Raw genomic sequence first — 19270 nt, forward strand, 5'->3', positions numbered from 1 at the left:
CGTTATGCGGGACTATATGCCCGCCATCTCCCTCATGCGGGGCTGCGTCCCCATTGTGCAGTCGAAATTGTGACAATGATGCTGAGCGCCAATATGAGACTTGCGGCATAGATCATGACCGCAAAAGATCCCGTGATCAGGCTAGCCGCCGCAGCAGCGGGGCCCAGCCCCGTGCCAAATGTCTGGATCGACGCCATTGCGCACACCACGCGTCCGCGTTTGCAGGCTTCCGAGCATATTCCTGACAAAAGCGGCTGCGCGAAATTCCAGCTGAACAACATCATCGCACAGGCCAGGATATAGGCCGTGCTCGAAACCTGGTCGCGGAACAACAGAAAGCTGATGGTGCCGATCAACCCGCTGAATATCAACGGCCAGCTCCGTCCCCAGCGGCGCGGCAGGACACCTGCCAGCCCTGCCCCGACGACGCCCGCCATGGTTCCAATGGACAGCCCGCTGGCAATGGCGTTGTCCGTCAAACGGCTCAACTGGCCGATGCGCTCGGCATAGCTCCACACCCCGCCCATGGCGAAGAAGAGCAGAAACACGCCGACAAGCGCGCCGGATGCCACCCGCAGGTCCAGCTTGCCGCCGCCCGCCGCGAATATGTCCGGCTCATCCTTGCTGCCGTCGGGAAAGGCCCGTAGCGAGAGCAGCACGAGAGCCGTAAGCCCTGCATTGGCGATGAAAATGGTGCTTGGCGCGAACATCGCCATCAACGCGGGAAGAAAGTAGAGAAACAGCGAGCTCAATGCGGCGCCGGTCACCAGATATATGGCAAACGCCCGATCCGGATTTTTCGCGCGGCCCAAAGCTGCAAAGGCAAAGCCTATCGCAATTCCTTCCCCTGCCCCGGCCACGACCCGCGCGGCGGCCATGGCCGGAAAACTGACAACGGCTGCCGTTAAAATATTTCCGCTTATTATGAGCGCCAGGCCAAGACCTACGGCCACACGCCAGGGCACTCTGGACAAAGCAAATGTGCTGAGGCCGATCGTCACGCCCATGGCGTTGATGTCCCAGGCCGCCAGATAACCCAGCTGGTCGTCGTTAAACCCGGTTTTCTGCGCTATTACCGCCAGGAAACCGGGCGTCACGAAAATCACGACCGCGCCGACCAGCCCAAGCAATATTGCAGAAATCAGTCCGCCTCTGGTCAGGCGTTCCGCGCCTTGTTCCGCAGCGCCCAGGCCCGAAATCGCCGTGTTAAGCTCCATGTCGCCCCATTCCCAAGGTTTAGTGAACGGGCCGCCCAGAAAGTCTGGACGGCCGTTATGCGATCAGGCTTTCAAAACATCGTCGACGGCCAGCGCGAATTTGTCGACGATCTCGTCGGCTTCCGCACGCGTGAGTACGAGCGGCGGGGCGAAGACAAGCGTGTCGCCCAATGCGCGGGTGATCAGCCCCCGTTGCGCCGCCGCTTTGAGAACCTGACGCCCGGTGCGATTTTCCGGCGGCAGGATTTGCTTTGTCTCACGGTCCTGCATCAGTTCGATGCCCAGCATCAGGCCCTGGCCCCGAATATCGCCGACATGGGGATGCTGGCCCAACCGGTCGCGCAAGCCCTGCATCATGTAGGGGCCAACATCGGCTACATTTTCAACCACCTTGAGCTCATCGATCAGCTTGAGCGCGGCCAGCGCGGCCGCCGCGCCGACAGGATGGGCCGAATAGGTGTAACCATGGCCAAATACGCCGATCTTGTCCGCGCCGGAGTCCAGAACGTCCCAAACCTTGGGAGAAATGAACACGGCCGACATGGGGAAATAGCCTGACGTCACCCCCTTGGCGGAGGTAATGAGGTCGGGTTCATATCCATATGTCTGGCTGCCCCAATAGGTGCCCAGACGACCAAAGCCCGAAACCACTTCGTCCGCGATCAGCAGAATGTCATTCTTCTTGAGGATCGGCATGATCTCTTCAAAATAGCCTTCGGGCGGCGGAATGAGACCACCAGCGCCCATTACGGCCTCTGCGAAAAATGCGGCGATGGTATGCGCGCCTTCCCGCTCGATCACATCTTCCAGTTCCTTGGCGAGCTGGCGGGAAAATTCCCGCTCGGACATGCCGTCAGGCGCCTTTCGGTAATAATAGGGGGCGCTGACATGCAGGATCGGCCCCTTGGGCAAATCGAACAGATTATGCATGCCCGGCAGGCCGGTCAGGCTGGCCGTGGCGACGCCGGAGCCATGATAGGCATTCCAGCGCGCAATGACCTTCTTCTTTTCAGGCTTCCCGCGCAAATTGTTGTAAACCCAGATGATCTTGAGCTGCGTTTCGTTCGCATCGCTTCCCGACGTACCGAAGAAGATGCGAGACATGGGCACCGGCGCGCGCGCCAGCAGCGCCTCCGCGCATTCGCCCACAACATCCGTGCTCATGCCGTTGAAGGTGTGGAAAAACGAAAGCTTCTCGCTTTGACGTGCAATCGCCTCGGAGATTTCCTTGCGCCCATAGCCAAGGTTCACGCACCAAAGGCCGGCCATCCCATCAAGATATTCCTTGCCGTGAATGTCCCGAACCCGCACGCCGGAGCCCGATTCCATCATCATCGTGCCTTCAGCCTTCAGATCGTTGATCGATGTGAACGGATGAAACTGGCTGCTCACGTCACGCTGCGAGGATTGGGAAAGCTTCTCAAACATCATAAATCTCCGTCGATCACCACAACACGAATCGCCGCCATGCAATTCAAGTGGGCGCACACTCGTGCATGGGCATCTGCATACGCAACAGTGAATATCAAAACAATATTATTTTTGCATAATCGCAACAATTACGAACAAGCGCGCCTTTAGCTTTCGCCCTATTTCAGCAATCCGATTGACTAATCTGGCTCTATGAAAGAGGGAGAGGCATGGAAGAAAGACCGGACCTAGGTAACGTGATGGCGATGATCTCGTTCGCCGCCGTTGTAAGCACAGGGGGGTTTTCGAACGCCGCCAATTTGCTGGGCTATTCAAAGGCCGCCGTCAGCCGCCAAATCGCCAAACTCGAACAAAGCATTGGCGTGCGCCTGCTGGAACGGACGACGCGTTCCGTTTCGCTGACCCCTGCCGGACGCGAAATGTATGCGCGCTGCGCCAGAATTGTCGATGAGGTGAACGAGGCAAATCAGATCATCACCGGGATGGTGTCAAAGCCTCGCGGCGATCTCAAGGTCAATGCGCCCGTCGTTTCCTCGCTGTTCGACCTGACGGCGATAATACCCAGATTCCTGCAAACCTATCCCGACGTACGCCTGTTCCTCAACTTGTCGGACAGCCATGTCGGAATGCTCAAAGGTCGTTTCGACGTGGCCTTCTGGATGGGCGATCCACCTGACTCCAGCTTTGAATATGTGCTGCTTCGGGATTATCCGATGGCTTTGATCGCAGCGCCGGCCTATCTCGCCAAGACCGGCAAGCCGCATACGCCGCATGATCTGAAGGATCACACTTTCATCATTGAAACCCATCTCTCGAAAGTGGGCGAATGGCGACTTTCCGATGATGTTTCGGTTACCGTCAATCGCGGCCCGCTGACCAGCAATTCGGTTCGCATGGCGCGCGAGGCCGCGCTTCAAGGTCTCGGCATCAGCTACCTGCCTCGCTTCCTGGTGGAAGAAGACATCGCGGCGAACCGGCTGGAACCGCTCCTGACCGATGTGGTCAGCGAAAGCATCCCGCTTCATATCATCTTCCCGCGCGGCAATTTCGCCCTTTCCAAGGTCAGGGCGTTCGTCGATTTCGTTCGTGAAAATATGCGGCCTGACAAGCCGGACGCTTCAGCCCCCCTGCTGGCACTCGCGCACGACCTGAAATCCTGACGCCACTTCAGCTCGGTATCCGGCCCCTCGCAGGGCCAGGATAAGCCGGGGTTGATCTGATCCGATCACAAATCCATGCAATCATTGTCGAAACCGAACGCAAGGCCGCCGACATTGCGCGCATAGGGATAGGGATTGTTGGCGACATGCGCGCGGGCGCAGTGAATATCGAGGAAAGCGCGCTGGACGACATTGCCAGAATAGATCGCCTTTCCTCCCGAAAACAGCATCAGCTTGTCGATTGCTTCGACGCAGCGCGAAACCATGGCGGTGGTGCTATGGCCCAATTCCGCGCGGCGCTCGATCGGCCAGTCGCCACTTACCGCCCTGGCTTCCAACTCCGCCAGATCCGCCGCGAGCCGCAGCTCAAGATCGCTCAATATGAGCTTCACGTCCGCGACCGCCTTCTGGATCGTCGGATCGCTCGCCACGCTCAATCCGGTATAAGTCGTGCGCTTCTTGCGCGTCGTTTCCACAAACACATTCAATGCCCGTCGCAGCGAACCTATGGACGTGGTCGAAACCGTCCGGTTGAAAAGCTGCGCAAACGGAATCGCATAGAGCGCTTCGCTGTTGAGCGCGTGTCCGGGACAATCCAGATTGAACATGTCGCGTTCGCGCAGGACGCGATGCTCCGGGACGAACACGTCATCCACAACGATATCGTTGCTTCCGGTCGGGCACAGGCCCATCACATTCCAGGTATCGACGATAGTATAGTCGCTGCGCGGCAGCAGGAAATTATAGGGTTCGGCTTTACCATCCCCCCCTTCTGCAACCATGTTCGCGCCCAATATCACCCATGAACAATGCGCCGACCCGCTCGAAAATGCCCAGCGACCGCTGAACCGATATCCACCATCCACCTTCCTGGCCTGCCCCGTTGGCATATAGGATGAACTGATCAGCACGCTTTGGTCCTGGCCCCAGACATCTTCTGCGGCCTGTGGATCGAACAGGGCGAGCTGCCAGTTGTGAACGGCGACGACGCCATAGACCCACGCGCTGCCCATGCAGCCCTCCGCCAGCGTCTTTGCCACCTCGCAATAGACAGCCGGTGACATTTCATAGCCGCCATAGCGTTTGGGCTGTAATATCTTGAAAAAGCCGGCCTCCTGAAACGCAGCGATGGTTTCCGCCGGCACCTGCCTGTTGGTGATCGCCTGTGCCTCACGCTCCTGCAAGATCGGAACGAGCGCACGGGCGCGCTCTACAATGGCGTCCGGGGTGATGCTGGTTTCCAGAGGGTGCATTTGCGATAATCCGTTTGCGGCTTTCAGGACCTGAGGCACGTTGCTCTCCTTTTCGGGCAGCGAATCACTGCGACGATTGATCCAATGTACCTCATGGCGATCTCAATTGACAATCGGCTATAATTCTCGCGATTGTTGCGTGATGGCAACATGAAGCGCGTCCATGATTGATTATTTAATGTCTATATTCAGTATGTTACATTCTCATCTGCCTGACAGCGCTCAAATCAGAAAAACCGGCTCCATCGATCAATTAATTGTTTCCATTTAGGAACAATGAAAGCATAATACCGCCTGCTGTAAATTTATATTGCCGCGTCACGACGGCTCGTTTTGCAGCTTGCCTGTTCGCAGTGCTGTGGGGACAAAAAAATCTAGGGAGTGAGTGATCATGCAGAATAAGACACGCGCCGCGCGGTGCGTTTCGTTGATATTGGCGTGCTCGGCGTTGACCGTTCCGGTTCTGGTTAGCGCTCAGGAAACCACTGATGACGGCGCGCAGCCGGCACTGTTCGGCGAAATCGTCGTCACCGCCAACAAGCGCAGTGAAAGTCTGCAGAAAGTTCCCATTTCGGTCAGCGCCTTTACCGGCGAACAGATCAACCGCCTGGGCATCACCGAAACGACGCAGATCACGCAGCAAATCCCCTCTTTGCGCGTCAATGCCTGGTCGCCGAACCTGACCATCTTCAGCCTGCGCGGCATATCGCAGAGCAATTTTACCGATAATCTGGAAGCGCCGGTCGCTGTCTATCAGGACAATGCCTACATCGCATCGATGAACGCGATTTCGGGCCAGTTGTTCGACATTAAGCGTGTGGAGGTCCTGCGCGGACCGCAGGGTACGTTGTTCGGTCGCAATGCCACTGGCGGGTTGATCCATTATCTCAGCGAAGATGCCAGTCGTGACGAATTGAACGGTTATGTTCAGGGCGAATATGGCCGATTTGACAGCAAGTCTCTGGAAGGCGCCGTCGGCGGGCAACTCACGCCGGGGCTGCGCTTCCGCGCCGCCGCCCGCATGGAAAAGGCCGATGGCTATATCAAGTCCCGCGACACGCTGGCGCCCGATGGTTCGCTGATCGCGCCAGGCAGCGGACAGGATCTGGGCGGCAAAAACGGATGGGCGGCGCGCCTCAATATCCAGGCGGACTTTTCACCCGATGCAACGCTCAGCCTCTGGTACAAGCATTCCGAAGACAATAATGTCGCGACCGGCGGCTATGTGTTTGAAAACTGCGTCTATCTCGACAATGGCTATTGCAACACCAATGCGGCGGGCCTGAGCGACGATCAGAATGGCGTGATCAACGGTGTCACTGGCGAAGCAGCATCGCCATGGGTTCATTTCGGCGAGCGCAAAGGCAGGCTCGACCGGGTGATGAACAGCTACCAGGCCGAACTGAACTGGGATCTTGGCGCGGCCAAGCTGACATCCATCACAAATTATCTGGAGATGGACAAAACCTATGCAGAAGATGGCGATGCGCTGCCCTTCCTTATCGTCAACGTCGATACCTCGATCAACTTTCACCAGTTTTCGCAGGAACTGCGGTTTGCGGGCGAGACAGACCGTCTGAAATGGCAGCTTGGCGCCTATTATCTCAACATGTTCTATGACGGCGTTCACGGCGTCACCGGCGCGCCGATCTACGATCTGGCAGTGTCGGGAAATGGCGGTTTCTCCGTCCCGACCGTCGATCAATTTTACAAGATCAGGTCGAAAAACTGGTCGCTATTCGCTCAGGGCGACATCACGCTGACGGATCGATTGTCACTGACATTGGGTGGCCGATATTCGAAAGATAATAAATCCATCGCCTATGTTAACATCCTGAGCGATCCCACCTACGCGCCGCAACCCAACCCCGTCGTGCTGTTCACCGACAAGGATCTGGCGGCCGTCGTACCTGGCGTCAATCGTGAAAAATATGGCGATTGGGCAGCCCGCGCGTCCCTCAATTTTCAGGCCACTCCAGACACGCTGCTGTTCGCATCCTGGAACCGGGGTATCAAGGGCGGCAACTGGTCGCTTTCATCCAATATCGCAGCCGCTGATTTCCAGCACCGGCCTGAAACGCTCAACAGCTTCGAAGCAGGATTCAAAACATCCCTGCTAGGGCGATCGCTGCGCCTCAACGGCACCCTATTCCATTATATCTACGATGATTATCAGGCTTTTTCCCTTGCCGGCGGCGTACCCCATGTTTTCAACAGCAATGCCCATGCGACGGGCGCAGAGCTGGAAGCCTTCTGGTCCCCGTCGAAAAATTTCGATGTTGTGTTGGGCGGCACATGGGAAACATCGTCGGTCGACAGCATACCGGCGACCGACGTCCAGTTTGGACCGGAGTTTTTTCCGGGAGCGCCTGACAGTCAATATTGCACCAATCTGGGCGGCCTGTTCCGCTGCGATTTCCCGCAAAAGACCATTAAAGGCGCACAATTTCCAAACGCCCCGCGCTTCAGCGTCAACTATCTGCTGCGCTACAACCATGACGTTCTGGGCGGCAACATCGCCGCGCAGATCGACGGCGTATGGTATGACGATCAATATCTGGAAGTGACCAACGGCCTGGGTTCGCAGCAGAAGGCCTATAATGTCACCAACGCGTCCCTGACCTATCGGCACGAAGGCACGGGCATGTCGCTCACCGCATGGGGACGCAATGTGTTCGACAAGGCCTATCGCGCCTATGCCCTCAACCTCGGCATTCTGGGCGTCACCTCCATCTATGCGCCCCCGGCCACATATGGTGCGACCCTGCGCATACCTTTTGGCGCACGATAAGCAGCCGGTGCCCAACCCCGGAGCTGCATGGCTCCGGGGCCATTTCCTCCTGACCGCAACCAGATAGCCTCCATCTCAAGCAACGCGATAACGCTCTCGACGACAACATTATCGTTTCAAATCTGTTGGTTGTATCCGACAATTCGAGTGATCGAGAGGGGCAGCAGAGCAGGTTGGCCGCCAAGGCGCGGACCTGATCGGGGCCAGGCATGACGCGCCAAGGCGCGTCAAATTTTTTTACGAACCATCCTCACCCTTTCCGACGTCGGCCGGCCAAACTGTCATGGCTGTGTCGCGAAGCGCCCCTAACCGCCCGTCATCCAAGCGGGGGAGTCGCTCAATGCAACCTACAGTTCACACGTCCAAAGCCGCCATTTTGATCACGTCGCTCAGCGTACTGGCGCTGTCGCTATCCGGCGCTGCCGCCGCGCAGGAAGCCGCGCCAGCCGTTGCTGCCGGTGCGGACGAAGATGCCGAATCGGACATCGTCGTGACCGGCAGCGCGCGCGCCCAACGCCGCTTTGACGTGTCCTATGCTGTCAATTCGCTCAGCGAGGGCGAAATCCAGAAGATCGCGCCCAAGAATTTCGCCGATCTGCTCGGCACGGTTCCGGGTATTCAGGTGGAAGCGACGGGCGGCGAGGTGCAGAACATCACCCGCGTACGCGGCATCCCGACCGATCGCGGCTATCTGATCTTCCAGCAGGACGGGCTGCCGCTCTATCATGAGATCGACGGCGTGTTCTTCAACTCCGGCGACGGCATGAACCGCTATGATCTGATGACCGAGCGGGTCGAAATCGTCCGCGGTGGTCCAGCGCCGATCTACGCGAGCAGCGCCGCCGCCATTGCAAATAACATCACGGTAACCGGCGGCCCGGAATCGCGTGGCAAGGCGCAGATCACGCTGGGCGATACCGGCCTCTATCGGCTCGACGCCATGCAGTCTGGTCCCATCAGCGATAGCAGCTATTACGCAATTGGCGGCTTCCTGCGCCAGCATGATGGCTATCGCGACGCCGGCTTTCCCAACGACAAGGGTGGCCAGATCCGCGCCAATCTGAAGCATGATCTGGATAATGGCTTCGTCAAGGTGACGATGCAGTATACGAACGATCACAACCTGTTCTATCTGCCGATCCCGATCGCCGATCCGCGCAATCCCTCCGTCTCGCTCGATCCTTACATCGACTATCACACCGGCACGATGAACTCGCCGTCGCTGCGCAACGTGAACTTCAAATATCGCGATGGCGCAGGCGTGACCCAGAGCATGACGCGCGATCTGGCCGATGGCCGCCATATCCGCTTCTTCAACGCCGGCATTCAATATGAAGGCGATTTCGACGGTTGGATCGTATCCGCCAAGGGCGGGTTTACCAAGGGCAAGAACAGCTTCGACGCCTTCTATTCGACCACCAACCCGGTCGATGGCAATGCCTTCATCGCCAGCAATCTGGCCGCCGCACGCACGGCCTTCGGTGCTGACGTGGCGCGGCTGGGCTATGCGATTGCCGGTACGAACGGCGCGACGGTCTATGATCCCTATGCCGCTTCCGGACTGGTCATGTCCGGCCAGTATCGCGTTTCGGAATCCAAATTCTATTCGGGACAGGCTGATCTGAGCGTGACCCGCCAATTCGAAACCGGCTTTGGCACGCACGACGTGCGCGTCGGCACCTATGGGTCATTCTACGGCAACACGCTGTTCCAGGCCTATCAGGACATGCTGATCGAAGTGAGGAGCCGGCCACGCACGCTCGATCTTGTCGCTTATTCGGCCACGGGCGCTGTGCTTGGCTCGGTCACGCAAAATGGGGTTTTGCGCTACACGACCACGCTCAACCAGGGCAAGGCCGATGCGAAGATGATCGCGATCTACGCAAACGACACCTGGGACGTCACCGACGGGTTGAAGATAGACGGCGGCATCCGCAAGGAATGGTACGATTATGATGGCTATTCGCTGCTGTCGACCAGCGCCAATCTGGGCGATCCCACCACGATAGCCGACAATAACACCCGCGCCTTCACGGGTGCGATCGTAACCCGGACGCTCAAGCCTTCGGCGACCAACTGGACATTGGGCGCCAATTACGATTTGAACGGCAATCTGGGCGCCTATGGCCGCGTCTCCAATCTGGAAGTGCCCCCGCAGATGGGCGTCGTATCCACCCCGGCGCCGACCATCATCAAGACCAAGGCGCGGCAGTATGAACTGGGCGTCAAGGCAAGCTACGGCCCGGCCTATGTCTATGTGACGGGATTTTACACCAAATTTAACCCGTTCAACGCCTCGTTCATCGCCTTCAACCCGGCGACCGGCCGCAACGACCAGTCCGTGCCCTTCATCGGGGAAGCTGTCGTGAAGGGGGTGGAAATCGATGGCAAGATTGCGCCTGTCCGCTGGTTCGAACTGGCCGGTTCGATCACCTATTCCGATGCGCAATATCGCAACCTGCAAAACTCGTCCGGTGCCGATCCCAGCGCAGTCAACGGCAATCAGATCATCCGCGAGCCCAAATTCTTCGGCAATGTGCGCCCGGCATTCACCTTCCCGGTTGGCGAAGGCGAATTGCAGATCGCGGGGCGTTATGAATGGGTCGGTCGCCGTTATGTCGACCTTTTCAATCTGACCGCGCTGCCCGCCTATCAGACCTTCGGCGCCAGCGCGGCCATGACCTACGGCAAATGGCGCTTCCAGGTGGTGGGCGACAATCTGAGCAACGCCAAGGGATTGACCGAAGGCAATCCCCGCACGGACCAGCTTGCCGGGCAAGGTGCAAGCGATGCGATCTATGGTCGTCCGGTGTTCGGCCGCAACTTCCGCTTCATCCTTAGCCGGAGCTGGTGATTTGCGCCTGATGCGTGCCTGCGCCTTCGGGCCTTTCGTGGCGATTGCCCTGTCGCTGGCGTCGGTAACGGCGGCGGCGCAGGAACCTGCAGGGTACGCATCACCCTTCGCCGACACGCTGTCGACGCGCGTCTTTCCGCTGTTCGCCATGTTGCGGACAGCGGACGGATGGGCCCAGGCATTGCGGGACGACAATGTTCTGCAAACGCTGATGGCCGATCGCGCGGCACGCATTCCCACAGGCACATGCACGCCATCGCCGCAATGTCTGGCCGATGCGTGGCTATGGACCGATGCGGACATCGCCTTGGTGCAGGCCCGCCTGCGGCTCCTGTTGGACGATCCCAAACTGGGCAAGGCGCTGGTCGCGCAGCAGATGCGCCCATCGGGACGTTTTGCGCGATATGCGGCTGTGTCCGATGCCGATCTGCTGGCTGCGGCATGGGCGGAAACGGCGGCGGCAACCAACCGCGTGATCGCTGTCTATGCCAAGGGTGTGGCGCCGCGCTATCCTGTCATAGATGCGACCATCTTTCCTGTAGCGTCGCCACAGATGGCCGACATTTTGAGCGCGCACGGTGTCGCCACCGCTGCGCAGGCCAAGGGCAACGACCTGTTTTTCGATCCCGCCTTGCGTTATGCGACGGGCCTGCTGCAAATGAACGAACGCATCGACGCGGGCAATTTCCGGCCATTGCTCGGCGGCGACAATGCCGCAACGAACCGCGCCATCGACGCAATGAACTGGCGCGGAAAGCCCTATACCGCTTTGCTGGTCTTTGGTCACGGACCAGAGGATGCGCAATCGCGCACGGGCGTGTTGGGGCATATCCGCCTGTCCATCGCCGCCGATATGTTCGCGCGCGGCGTCGCGCCGTTCATCATCGTGTCGGGCGGCAATGTTCATCCCAATCGCACACCGTTCAACGAAGCGGTCGAGATGAAGCGGCTGCTTGTCACGCAATATGGCCTGCCCGCCGACCGCATATTGATGGAACCGCACGCGCGCCATACCACCACCAATTTGCGCAACTGCGCGCGGCTGTTGCTGGCAGCGAAATTTCCGACCGACCGGCCAGCGCTGGTCGTGTCGGATCATCGCACGATCCAATATATCGGCAGCGACATCCTGGCGCAGCGCAATCTCGCCGAAATGGGCGTGCAGCCCGGTCGCCTGACAGCGGGGCCTGATCAGTTCACGCTGATGTTCACGCCGGACCCGGCGGCCTTCCATGTCGAAGCCATCGACCCGCTCGATCCATGAACCGCATCGTCTCTACCCTATCGGCAATCCTGGCATATGGCGCAATTGCCGCGACGGCGGGCGCGCGCGAGCCGGGGCGACTGGTCGATCCCTTCGTAGGCACGCTCGCCGATTATGGGCAACTCAGCCCGGCGGCCGTCGCCCCTTTTGGCATGGTCCAGCTTGGCCCTGACACGACGCCTGCCAATCATGCAGGCTATGACCATGCCGCCACCACGCTTACCGGATTTTCGCACACGCGCGGCGTCGGTGTCGGCTGTGACGGGGCGGGTGGCGACGTCAAGGTCATGCTTGCCTATGATGACGCCACTGGTTCCGCGCCGATCGACAAGCGCCGTGAGCGCGCCCATGCGGGCTATTATGGCGTAAGTTACGGTCCGGGCATCCTTGCGGAGATGACCGCCACGCGCGGAGCGGGCGCCTTGCGCTTCACCATGCCGAAATCCGGACAGGTGAACGTCATGATCGCCTTCGATCGTGGCTATTCCAGGCGCATCGCCGCCCATTGGCAGGCGCAGCCGGACGGTGATCTACAGGCCAGTTTTTCGGCAGGCACCGTCTGTGACGCAGGCACCTATCATCTCCACTCAGCGACCCGTCTGACCCATAATGGCAATCCGGTAACGGCAATCTGGCAAGGCGACCCGGCGCACGATGCGCAACTGGCGCTGAAGGTGCGCAGCGGCGATATTGTCGAACTGCGCACGGGCCTTTCCTCGGTTGATCCGGCAGCCGCAGCCAATGTACGTAAAGCCGAACTGGGCGACCGCCCCTTTCAGGCCGTTGCCGACCGGATATTGGCCGACTGGAACAGGCAACTTTCCCGCATCCACATCGGTGGTTCCCAAAAGCAGCAGGCACTGTTTTACACCGCATTGTTCCGGGTAATGCAGTCGCCGGTCGCCATCGCAGACCCTGACGGGCGCTTCCGCGGCAGCGATGGCATGGTCCAACGGATTTCCCCCGGACAGCAGCATTATACCAGTTGGGCGCTCTGGGACAATTACCGGACGCAAATGCCCCTGATCGCGCTGATCGATCCCGATCGTGCCGCGCAGATCGCACGCTCGCTGGTGAGGCTCTACCAGAGCGGCAAGGCGCGCTGGGCGACGCCGACCGAGCCATTTCTGACCGTGCGCACCGAGCATGCGGGCATAGCCCTGCTCGATTTCCGACGCAGGGGCATTACCGATTTCGACGCGAAGGCAGCCTTGGCCGGGATGGTCGCCGAAAGCGCCACGCTCGCGCGAAAGACGCCGGACGAACAGATCGAGGCCGCCTATGATGACTGGGCGATTGCCGAACTGGCGTCGGACCTGGGCGAAACCGCCACCGCGCAGGCGTTTCGTGCGCGGGCGCTCAGCTATCGTCCGATGTGGCTGGCCACCTTTCGGGATCTGGGTGACGATGCTGATATCGTGAAGGCGCGGGGGCTATATCAGGGCACATTGGCCCAATATCGCTGGGCCCCGGTGTTCGATCTCCCCTGGCTGGCGCAGACGCTGGGCCCGCGGTTCCGGCCTGAACTGGATCGCTTCTTCGCCGACAATCTGTTCAACATGACGAACCAGCCGGACATTCATACGCCCTATCTCTTTGCATGGGCGGGCGACAAGGCTGCGACCGAACGGGTGGTGCACCGCTATATCACCCAGTCGGTCCCCCATCGCTACGTCAATTCCGGCGTGCGGCCACAGCCTTGGGTAGGACACAGCTTTGCCTTGTCACCGCAGGGTTTTGCCGACGGCATGGACGATGACGCGGGCACCATGTCCGCCTGGTACGTGTGGGCCATGCTCGGCCTCTATCCGATAACGCCCGGCGACCCGCGCTATGTCGTCACGACGCCAATGGGCCGGAACATTCGGATCAACGGCACAGCTTTAGCGGACTTGCCGGTCCGGTCGATGCAGCAGGAGACAGGTCAGTGAAACGGTTTGCGATGATGGCCGGCCTTGCCGCGACCCTGTGTGGAGCAATGGCCGTGGCGCAACCTGCGTCGAATGCGGACGCCGTACCCATCAACGCCATACAAGTGGTCGGCACGCACAACAGCTATGCAATCCCGGCCGATCCGCGCGTGATGGCGCTGATGGCGCCACGTCTGTCCGCGTTCATGGCCAAAATAAACGACATGATGCTACCCGCGCAGCGGGCGCAGATGCTGGATGAACATCCCGGTCGCCTGACGGACATGGCGGTCAGCCTCGACTATGTGCAGATGCCGTTGCAGGCGCAGTTGCGCAGCGGCGTTCGCAGCATAGAAATCGATCTGCAACCCGATCCTGCCGGTGGCGCCTATGCCGATCCCCTGCCCTATCGCCAGTTGCGCGCGCAGGGGGTGACCGATCTCGCGCCAATCTATCGCGATGAATTGGCAAAGCCGGGGATGAAGGTGCTGCACGTTGCGGACCTGGATTTTCGCAGCCAGTGCCCGACCTTTCGCCACTGCCTGACACTGATGAAACAATGGTCGGACGCCACTCCGAACCACAGCCCTGTATTCGTGCTGCTGGAGCCCAAGCTGTCTGGCCTGGACAAGGCGATCCCCGGCGCGACACAGATTCCGCCCTTCGACAAGGCGGCGTTCGATGAAGTGGATGACAGCATCCGCAGCATCCTTGGCCGCGACAAGCTGTTTACGCCCGACGACCTGCGGGGGGACTTGCCGACCCTCGAAGCTGCCGCATTGGCAAAGCGCTGGCCAACGCTGGGGCAGGCCCGTGGCAAATTCCTGTTCCTGTTTCTCGTACCGGGCATGAATCTCAAAGCCTTCGCACCCTATCTGGACGGCCGCCCGTCACTTCAGGGACGCGCCGCCTTCGTCCAGGGTCAGGCCGGTATGGCGCACACGGCCTTCATGCTGTTCGACAATGCGCTGACGCGCGGCGCTGAAATAGGTGATGCTGTCCGCAAAGGGTATCTGGTGCGGACACGCGCCGACATTGACACCGTTGATGCGCGCGACGGTTCAGGCAAGCGCCGCGACGCAGCGCTGGCCAGCGGCGCACAGATCATATCGACCGATTATCTGACCGCGCCGAATGTCTACGCCAACGACTATCACCTTGCCCCCTTTGCGCAGGGATGGCGCTGCAACAGGCTGGTCTATCGTTGCAGCAGCGTACGATAGGCATTGGCTACCGCCTCTCTGGCTAGCGGACCTTTGATCAAGCCCGCTCTCTGTCCGCCGACAAAATAACGGCGCCTCGTCCCTCCCCGTCCTTGCCGCAACGCCCGCCCATTCAGCCGGGGAACCGCCGGGGTGCGGGGGATGTCGCGCGAAATCGCCTGAATACGTATGTGGGATTCTGTGCAGATCGGGCAGCACAGGGCTATCACGCCTCCAGACCCGCGAAAGCGGCAAGAAGCGCCTGACAGGCGTCTTGGGGAGGGTGTTTCTGCAATGCACAAATTTCATGGTTCCATTCTGCGCGCAGCTTTGATGGCGAGCGTTTCGCTTTCCGTAGCGTCTGTCGCATCCGCGCAGACGGCCGATGCGCCCGTCGCAGCCGACGAAGCTGGCGAGGCCATCGTCGTCACCGGCATCCGCGCCTCCCTCGCCTCCGCTGCGAAGATGAAGCGCGATTCGGTGCTGATCGTCGACTCCATCACTGCCGAAGATGTCGGCAAGCTGCCCGACGTGTCGATCGCGGACTCGCTGGCCCGCCTGCCCGGCGTCACCGCCCAGCGTCTCGAAGGCCGCGACCAGCGCCTGTCGATCCGCGGCCTTGGCCCCGACTTTTCCACCACCCTGCTCAACGGTCGGGAACAGGTGACGGTCGGCGACAATCGCGGCGTGGAATATGACCAGTATCCGTCCGAATTCTTCCAGAACGTCAATGTCTATAAAAGCACCGATGCGTCGCTGATCGCGGCGGGCATTTCGGGCACGGTCGACCTCAGGATGCTGCGCCCGCTCGACAAGAATGACCGCATCATCGCCGTGTCGCTGCGCGGCCAGATGAACGGCATGAACAAGCTCAACCCGGACGGCGAACGCTATGGCTATCGCGCGTCGGCGACCTATGTCGATCAATATGCCGACGACACGCTGGGCCTGGCCATCGGCTTTGCGGCATCGCAAACCCCCTCGCAGAATGAACGCTTCAACGCCTGGGGTTATCCCACCGACGCCAGCGGCAACCTGATCATCGGCGGCGCCAAGCCCTATGTGCAGTCCAACCTGCTCAAGCGCTATGGCGCGGTCGGCACGCTGGAATGGCAGCCCAGCGACAATTTCCATTCGACCTTCGACGTCCTCTATTCGCATTTCGAGGAAGAACAGCGGCTGCGCGGCATCGAATTCCCGCTCGTCTGGGGCGCCGATGTGGGCGTCAGCGACGTGACGGTCGACAATGGCTTCGTCACCGGTGCGACCTTCAGCAATGTCTATGGCGTCCAGCGCAACGATTATAACAAGCGTACCGCCGACACGATCTCGCTGGGCTGGAACAACCAGTTCAGCCTGAACGACGCGCTTCGCCTGAACGTCGATGCCAGCTGGTCGCGCGCCAAGCGCACCGACTTCCTGCTCGAAACCTATTCGGGCACAGGCTATCTGCGGTCGGGCGTGCCGGACAGCGTGCGGGTCGACCGCCAGTCCAACGGCCTGTTCAAGATCGTGCCGACCATCGACTATACCAACACCGGGATCATCAGCCTGACCGATCCCAATGGCTGGGGCTATAATGGCACGACCGCCGTGGTGCAGGCCGGTTTCCTCAATCGGCCCAAATTCATAGACGACATGCGCTCGCTCCGCATGAACCTCAACGGCGACATCGAAGGCAGCCTGTTCAGCAACTGGGAAATCGGCGGCAACTATAGCCGTCGCAAGAAAACCAGCGCCTTTACCAGCTTTTTCCTGTGCCCCACGGGCGGCACCGATTGCACCGTTGCAGGCGGCACCCCCGGTTCCGCGCCGGTCCCCAGCGAAGCGCTGCTCGGCTCCAACGTCTCGCTTGGCTATCTGGGCGTCCCGGCGATGCTGACGCTCAATCCGCTCTATCTCTACGACAATGTGCTGGACGCGGTGTATGACAATCGCCCGCAATCGCTGGTGCGCGACAATTTCGTGAAGGAAGACGTGTTCACCGGCTATGCCAAAATGACGATGGACGGCGAACTGGGCGGCAAGCCGCTCAAGGGTGCCTTCGGCGTACAGGTGATCCATTCCCGGCAACGCTCGGTCGGCACCATTTCCAGCTTCAGCAACGGCGTCGTCACGGTGGTGCCCGCATCGGGCAAGGCCAGCTATACCGACTTCCTGCCAAGCGCGCAGATATCGGTCGAACTGGAGCCGGGCTTCTTCGTCAAGCTGGGCGCGGCGCAGGCCATGGTCCGCCCCCGTCTGGATCAGGAGCGCGTGAACCAGGAATTCAGCTTCGATCCGTCCAAGATCGGCCTGGGTTCAGACCCCATGAACAGCCCGTTCAGTTCAAACGGCGGCAACACCAATTTGCGTCCTTATCAGTCGACCAATATCGACCTGTCGGTGGAGCGCTATTTCCGTAATGGCGGCTATGTGTCGCTGTCGGGCTATTTCAAGAATCTGACCGATTTCGTCGATCCCAACAACAGCATCGCCTATGATTTCTCGTCGCTCCTTCCGGCATTGCCAGTGGACGTCCACAACGAAATCATCGCCAATGGCGGCGCGATCGGCCTGCTCAAAGCGCCCGCCAACAACGGTCGGGGCACCATCATGGGCGTGGAAGGGACCGCATCGCTCCCCTTCAAGCTGTTCAGCGAGTCGCTTGATGGCTTCGGCCTGTTCGCCAGCGGCTCCTACACCCACAGCGAAGTCAAATATGGCTCCAACCCCACCGACACCGTCACCCTGCCCGGCCTGTCCAAATGGGTCGCCAGCGGCACCGCCTATTTCGAACGAAACGGGTTCCAGGCGCGGGTCAGCTATCGCTACCGTTCCTCCTTCCTGGGCGAAGTGGCGGGCCTGTCGGCAGCCCCGACCTTCCGCACCGCCAAGGCGGAAGGGATTTTGGACGCGCAGATCGGCTATGAATTCCAGTCCGGTCCGCTCACTGGCCTGTCTATCCTGCTCCAGGGCAAGAATCTGACCGACCAGCCGTTCGTCACCTATCAGAATGACGATCCGCGCCAGGTCATCGACTATCAGCGCTATGGCCGCGACTATTATCTGGGCCTGACCTACAAATTCTGATCGCCCTTCGCCAAACTGCCTGACTGCACGCAGGCAGCGCCGGGACCGCCGCTCCTTTTCAAGGAGTTGGCGGTCCCTTCTTTTTGTCAGGCAGTCATGCGGGTGATCAGGCGGGGCGCCAGCAGCGTCGGCGTCACCGGCTTGCCCTGGATCAGCCCGATCAGCGCATCGACCAGCACTTCGCCCGCACGCAGATAATCCTGCGCCACCGTGGTCAATGGCGGGCGCGTCAGGCTGACCGCCGGAATATCGTCAAAGCCGATCAGGGCGACGTCGCCCGGCACCGCCATGCCCGCCTCATCCAGCGCCCGCATCGCGCCGATGGCGATCAGGTCCGAACCCGCGAAAATCGCGTCAAAGGGGACACCGCCCGCAATCAATCGGCGCGCGGCCTCATGCCCTGAATGTTCGATCGACAGGGCATCGACATGCAGCCTGGGGTCGACGGGCAGGCCCGCTTCCGTCATCACCTGCGCCAGCCCCGCATAGCGGTCGCGAAATTCGGGGTAGCGGTCGGACGCATCGCCCAGAAAGGCGATGGCGCGACAGCCCCGTTGGATCAGACGACGCCCCGCGTCACGCCCGCCCTGCCGATTGTCGCAGCCGATCGTCATCCCCAGCGCATGGTCGTCAACCGATCCCCAACGCACGAAATGCGTCCCCTGCGCTATCAATTGCTCCAGCCGCACCCGGTAGATCTCGTAATTGCCATAGCCCAGCAGGATGATGCCGTCGGCCTTGCGGCTATCCTCATAATCGACATGCCAGTCGGTCGATAATTGCTGGAAGGATGTCAGCAGATCATAGCCGCGCTTGGCGCAGGTTTGCAGGATCGGCCCCAGCATCGACAGGAAAAAGGGGTTGATCCAGCTTTCGTCGGGCAGCAGATCCTCGAAAAACAGCAGGGCCAGCGTGTTGCTCTTCCCCCGCCGCAGCGAAGAGGCATTTTTGTCCACCGCATAGTTGAGCTGGCGCGCAATCGCCTCGATCCGCTTGCGCGTCCCCTCGCTGACCGTGGGGTCGCCCCGCAGCGCGCGCGACACGGTCGGCTGGGAAACGCCGGCCAGTGTGGCGATGTCGAACGAGGTGATTTTTTCATTGACGGCCATGGTCTGA

11 protein-coding genes are annotated in these 19270 nt (G+C 60.2%); 7 read left to right on the plus strand and 4 right to left on the minus strand.

From position 1 onward, the window contains the following. Positions 1-32: 32 nt before the first annotated feature. Entirely contained in the window at positions 33-1217 is a 1185-nt protein-coding gene (locus AC07X9_RS21905; RefSeq protein WP_017181287.1) for an MFS transporter, read from the minus strand. Positions 1218-1280: 63 nt separating this feature from the next. After that, positions 1281-2648 (minus strand): aminotransferase, encoded by a 1368-nt coding sequence (locus AC07X9_RS21910; protein WP_086486360.1) that lies wholly within the window; start codon positions 2646-2648, stop codon positions 1281-1283. A gap of 209 nt (positions 2649-2857) precedes the next feature. Here AC07X9_RS21910 and AC07X9_RS21915 point away from each other — a divergent pair, with 209 nt between their 5' ends. After that, on the plus strand, positions 2858-3808 hold the full coding sequence (locus tag AC07X9_RS21915; RefSeq protein WP_241763570.1) for a LysR family transcriptional regulator: 951 nt from the start codon (positions 2858-2860) through the stop codon (positions 3806-3808). Positions 3809-3873: 65 nt separating this feature from the next. Here AC07X9_RS21915 and AC07X9_RS21920 read toward each other — a convergent pair whose 3' ends face one another. Continuing rightward, positions 3874-5061, minus strand: a complete 1188-nt coding sequence (locus AC07X9_RS21920; RefSeq protein ID WP_017181290.1) for an acyl-CoA dehydrogenase family protein — start codon at positions 5059-5061, stop codon at positions 3874-3876. A gap of 391 nt (positions 5062-5452) precedes the next feature. Between AC07X9_RS21920 and AC07X9_RS21925 the strand changes: the two genes are divergently transcribed. The 6 genes from AC07X9_RS21925 to AC07X9_RS21950 all read left to right on the plus strand — a co-directional run bounded on the left by AC07X9_RS21925 (position 5453) and on the right by AC07X9_RS21950 (position 18154). Next, positions 5453-7852 (plus strand): TonB-dependent receptor, encoded by a 2400-nt coding sequence (locus AC07X9_RS21925; protein WP_241763571.1) that lies wholly within the window; start codon positions 5453-5455, stop codon positions 7850-7852. A 340-nt stretch (positions 7853-8192) separates the two neighbouring features. After that, on the plus strand, positions 8193-10706 hold the full coding sequence (locus tag AC07X9_RS21930) for a TonB-dependent receptor (RefSeq protein WP_051034277.1): 2514 nt from the start codon (positions 8193-8195) through the stop codon (positions 10704-10706). A 10-nt stretch (positions 10707-10716) separates the two neighbouring features. Continuing rightward, positions 10717-11970, plus strand: coding sequence for a YdcF family protein (locus AC07X9_RS21935; RefSeq protein WP_017181293.1), 1254 nt, complete (start codon positions 10717-10719; stop codon positions 11968-11970). Next, entirely contained in the window at positions 11967-13901 is a 1935-nt protein-coding gene (locus tag AC07X9_RS21940) for a glycoside hydrolase domain-containing protein (protein WP_017181294.1), read from the plus strand. The genes AC07X9_RS21935 and AC07X9_RS21940 overlap by 4 nt, the downstream gene beginning before the upstream one ends. Further along, positions 13898-15103, plus strand: coding sequence for a Ca2+-dependent phosphoinositide-specific phospholipase C (locus AC07X9_RS21945; RefSeq protein WP_019052314.1), 1206 nt, complete (start codon positions 13898-13900; stop codon positions 15101-15103). Before AC07X9_RS21940 ends, AC07X9_RS21945 begins: the two co-directional genes overlap by 4 nt. Positions 15104-15376: 273 nt before the next feature. After that, on the plus strand, positions 15377-18154 hold the full coding sequence (locus tag AC07X9_RS21950) for a TonB-dependent receptor (protein WP_086486359.1): 2778 nt from the start codon (positions 15377-15379) through the stop codon (positions 18152-18154). Positions 18155-18240: 86 nt separating this feature from the next. Here AC07X9_RS21950 and AC07X9_RS21955 read toward each other — a convergent pair whose 3' ends face one another. Further along, positions 18241-19263 carry a LacI family DNA-binding transcriptional regulator gene (locus tag AC07X9_RS21955; protein WP_017181297.1) on the minus strand — a complete coding sequence of 341 codons (1023 nt, stop codon included), beginning with the start codon at positions 19261-19263 and terminating at the stop codon, positions 18241-18243. Between the last annotated feature and the right edge of the window lie 7 nt (positions 19264-19270).

The sequence above is a fragment of the Sphingobium sp. GW456-12-10-14-TSB1 genome, from assembly GCF_059424385.1.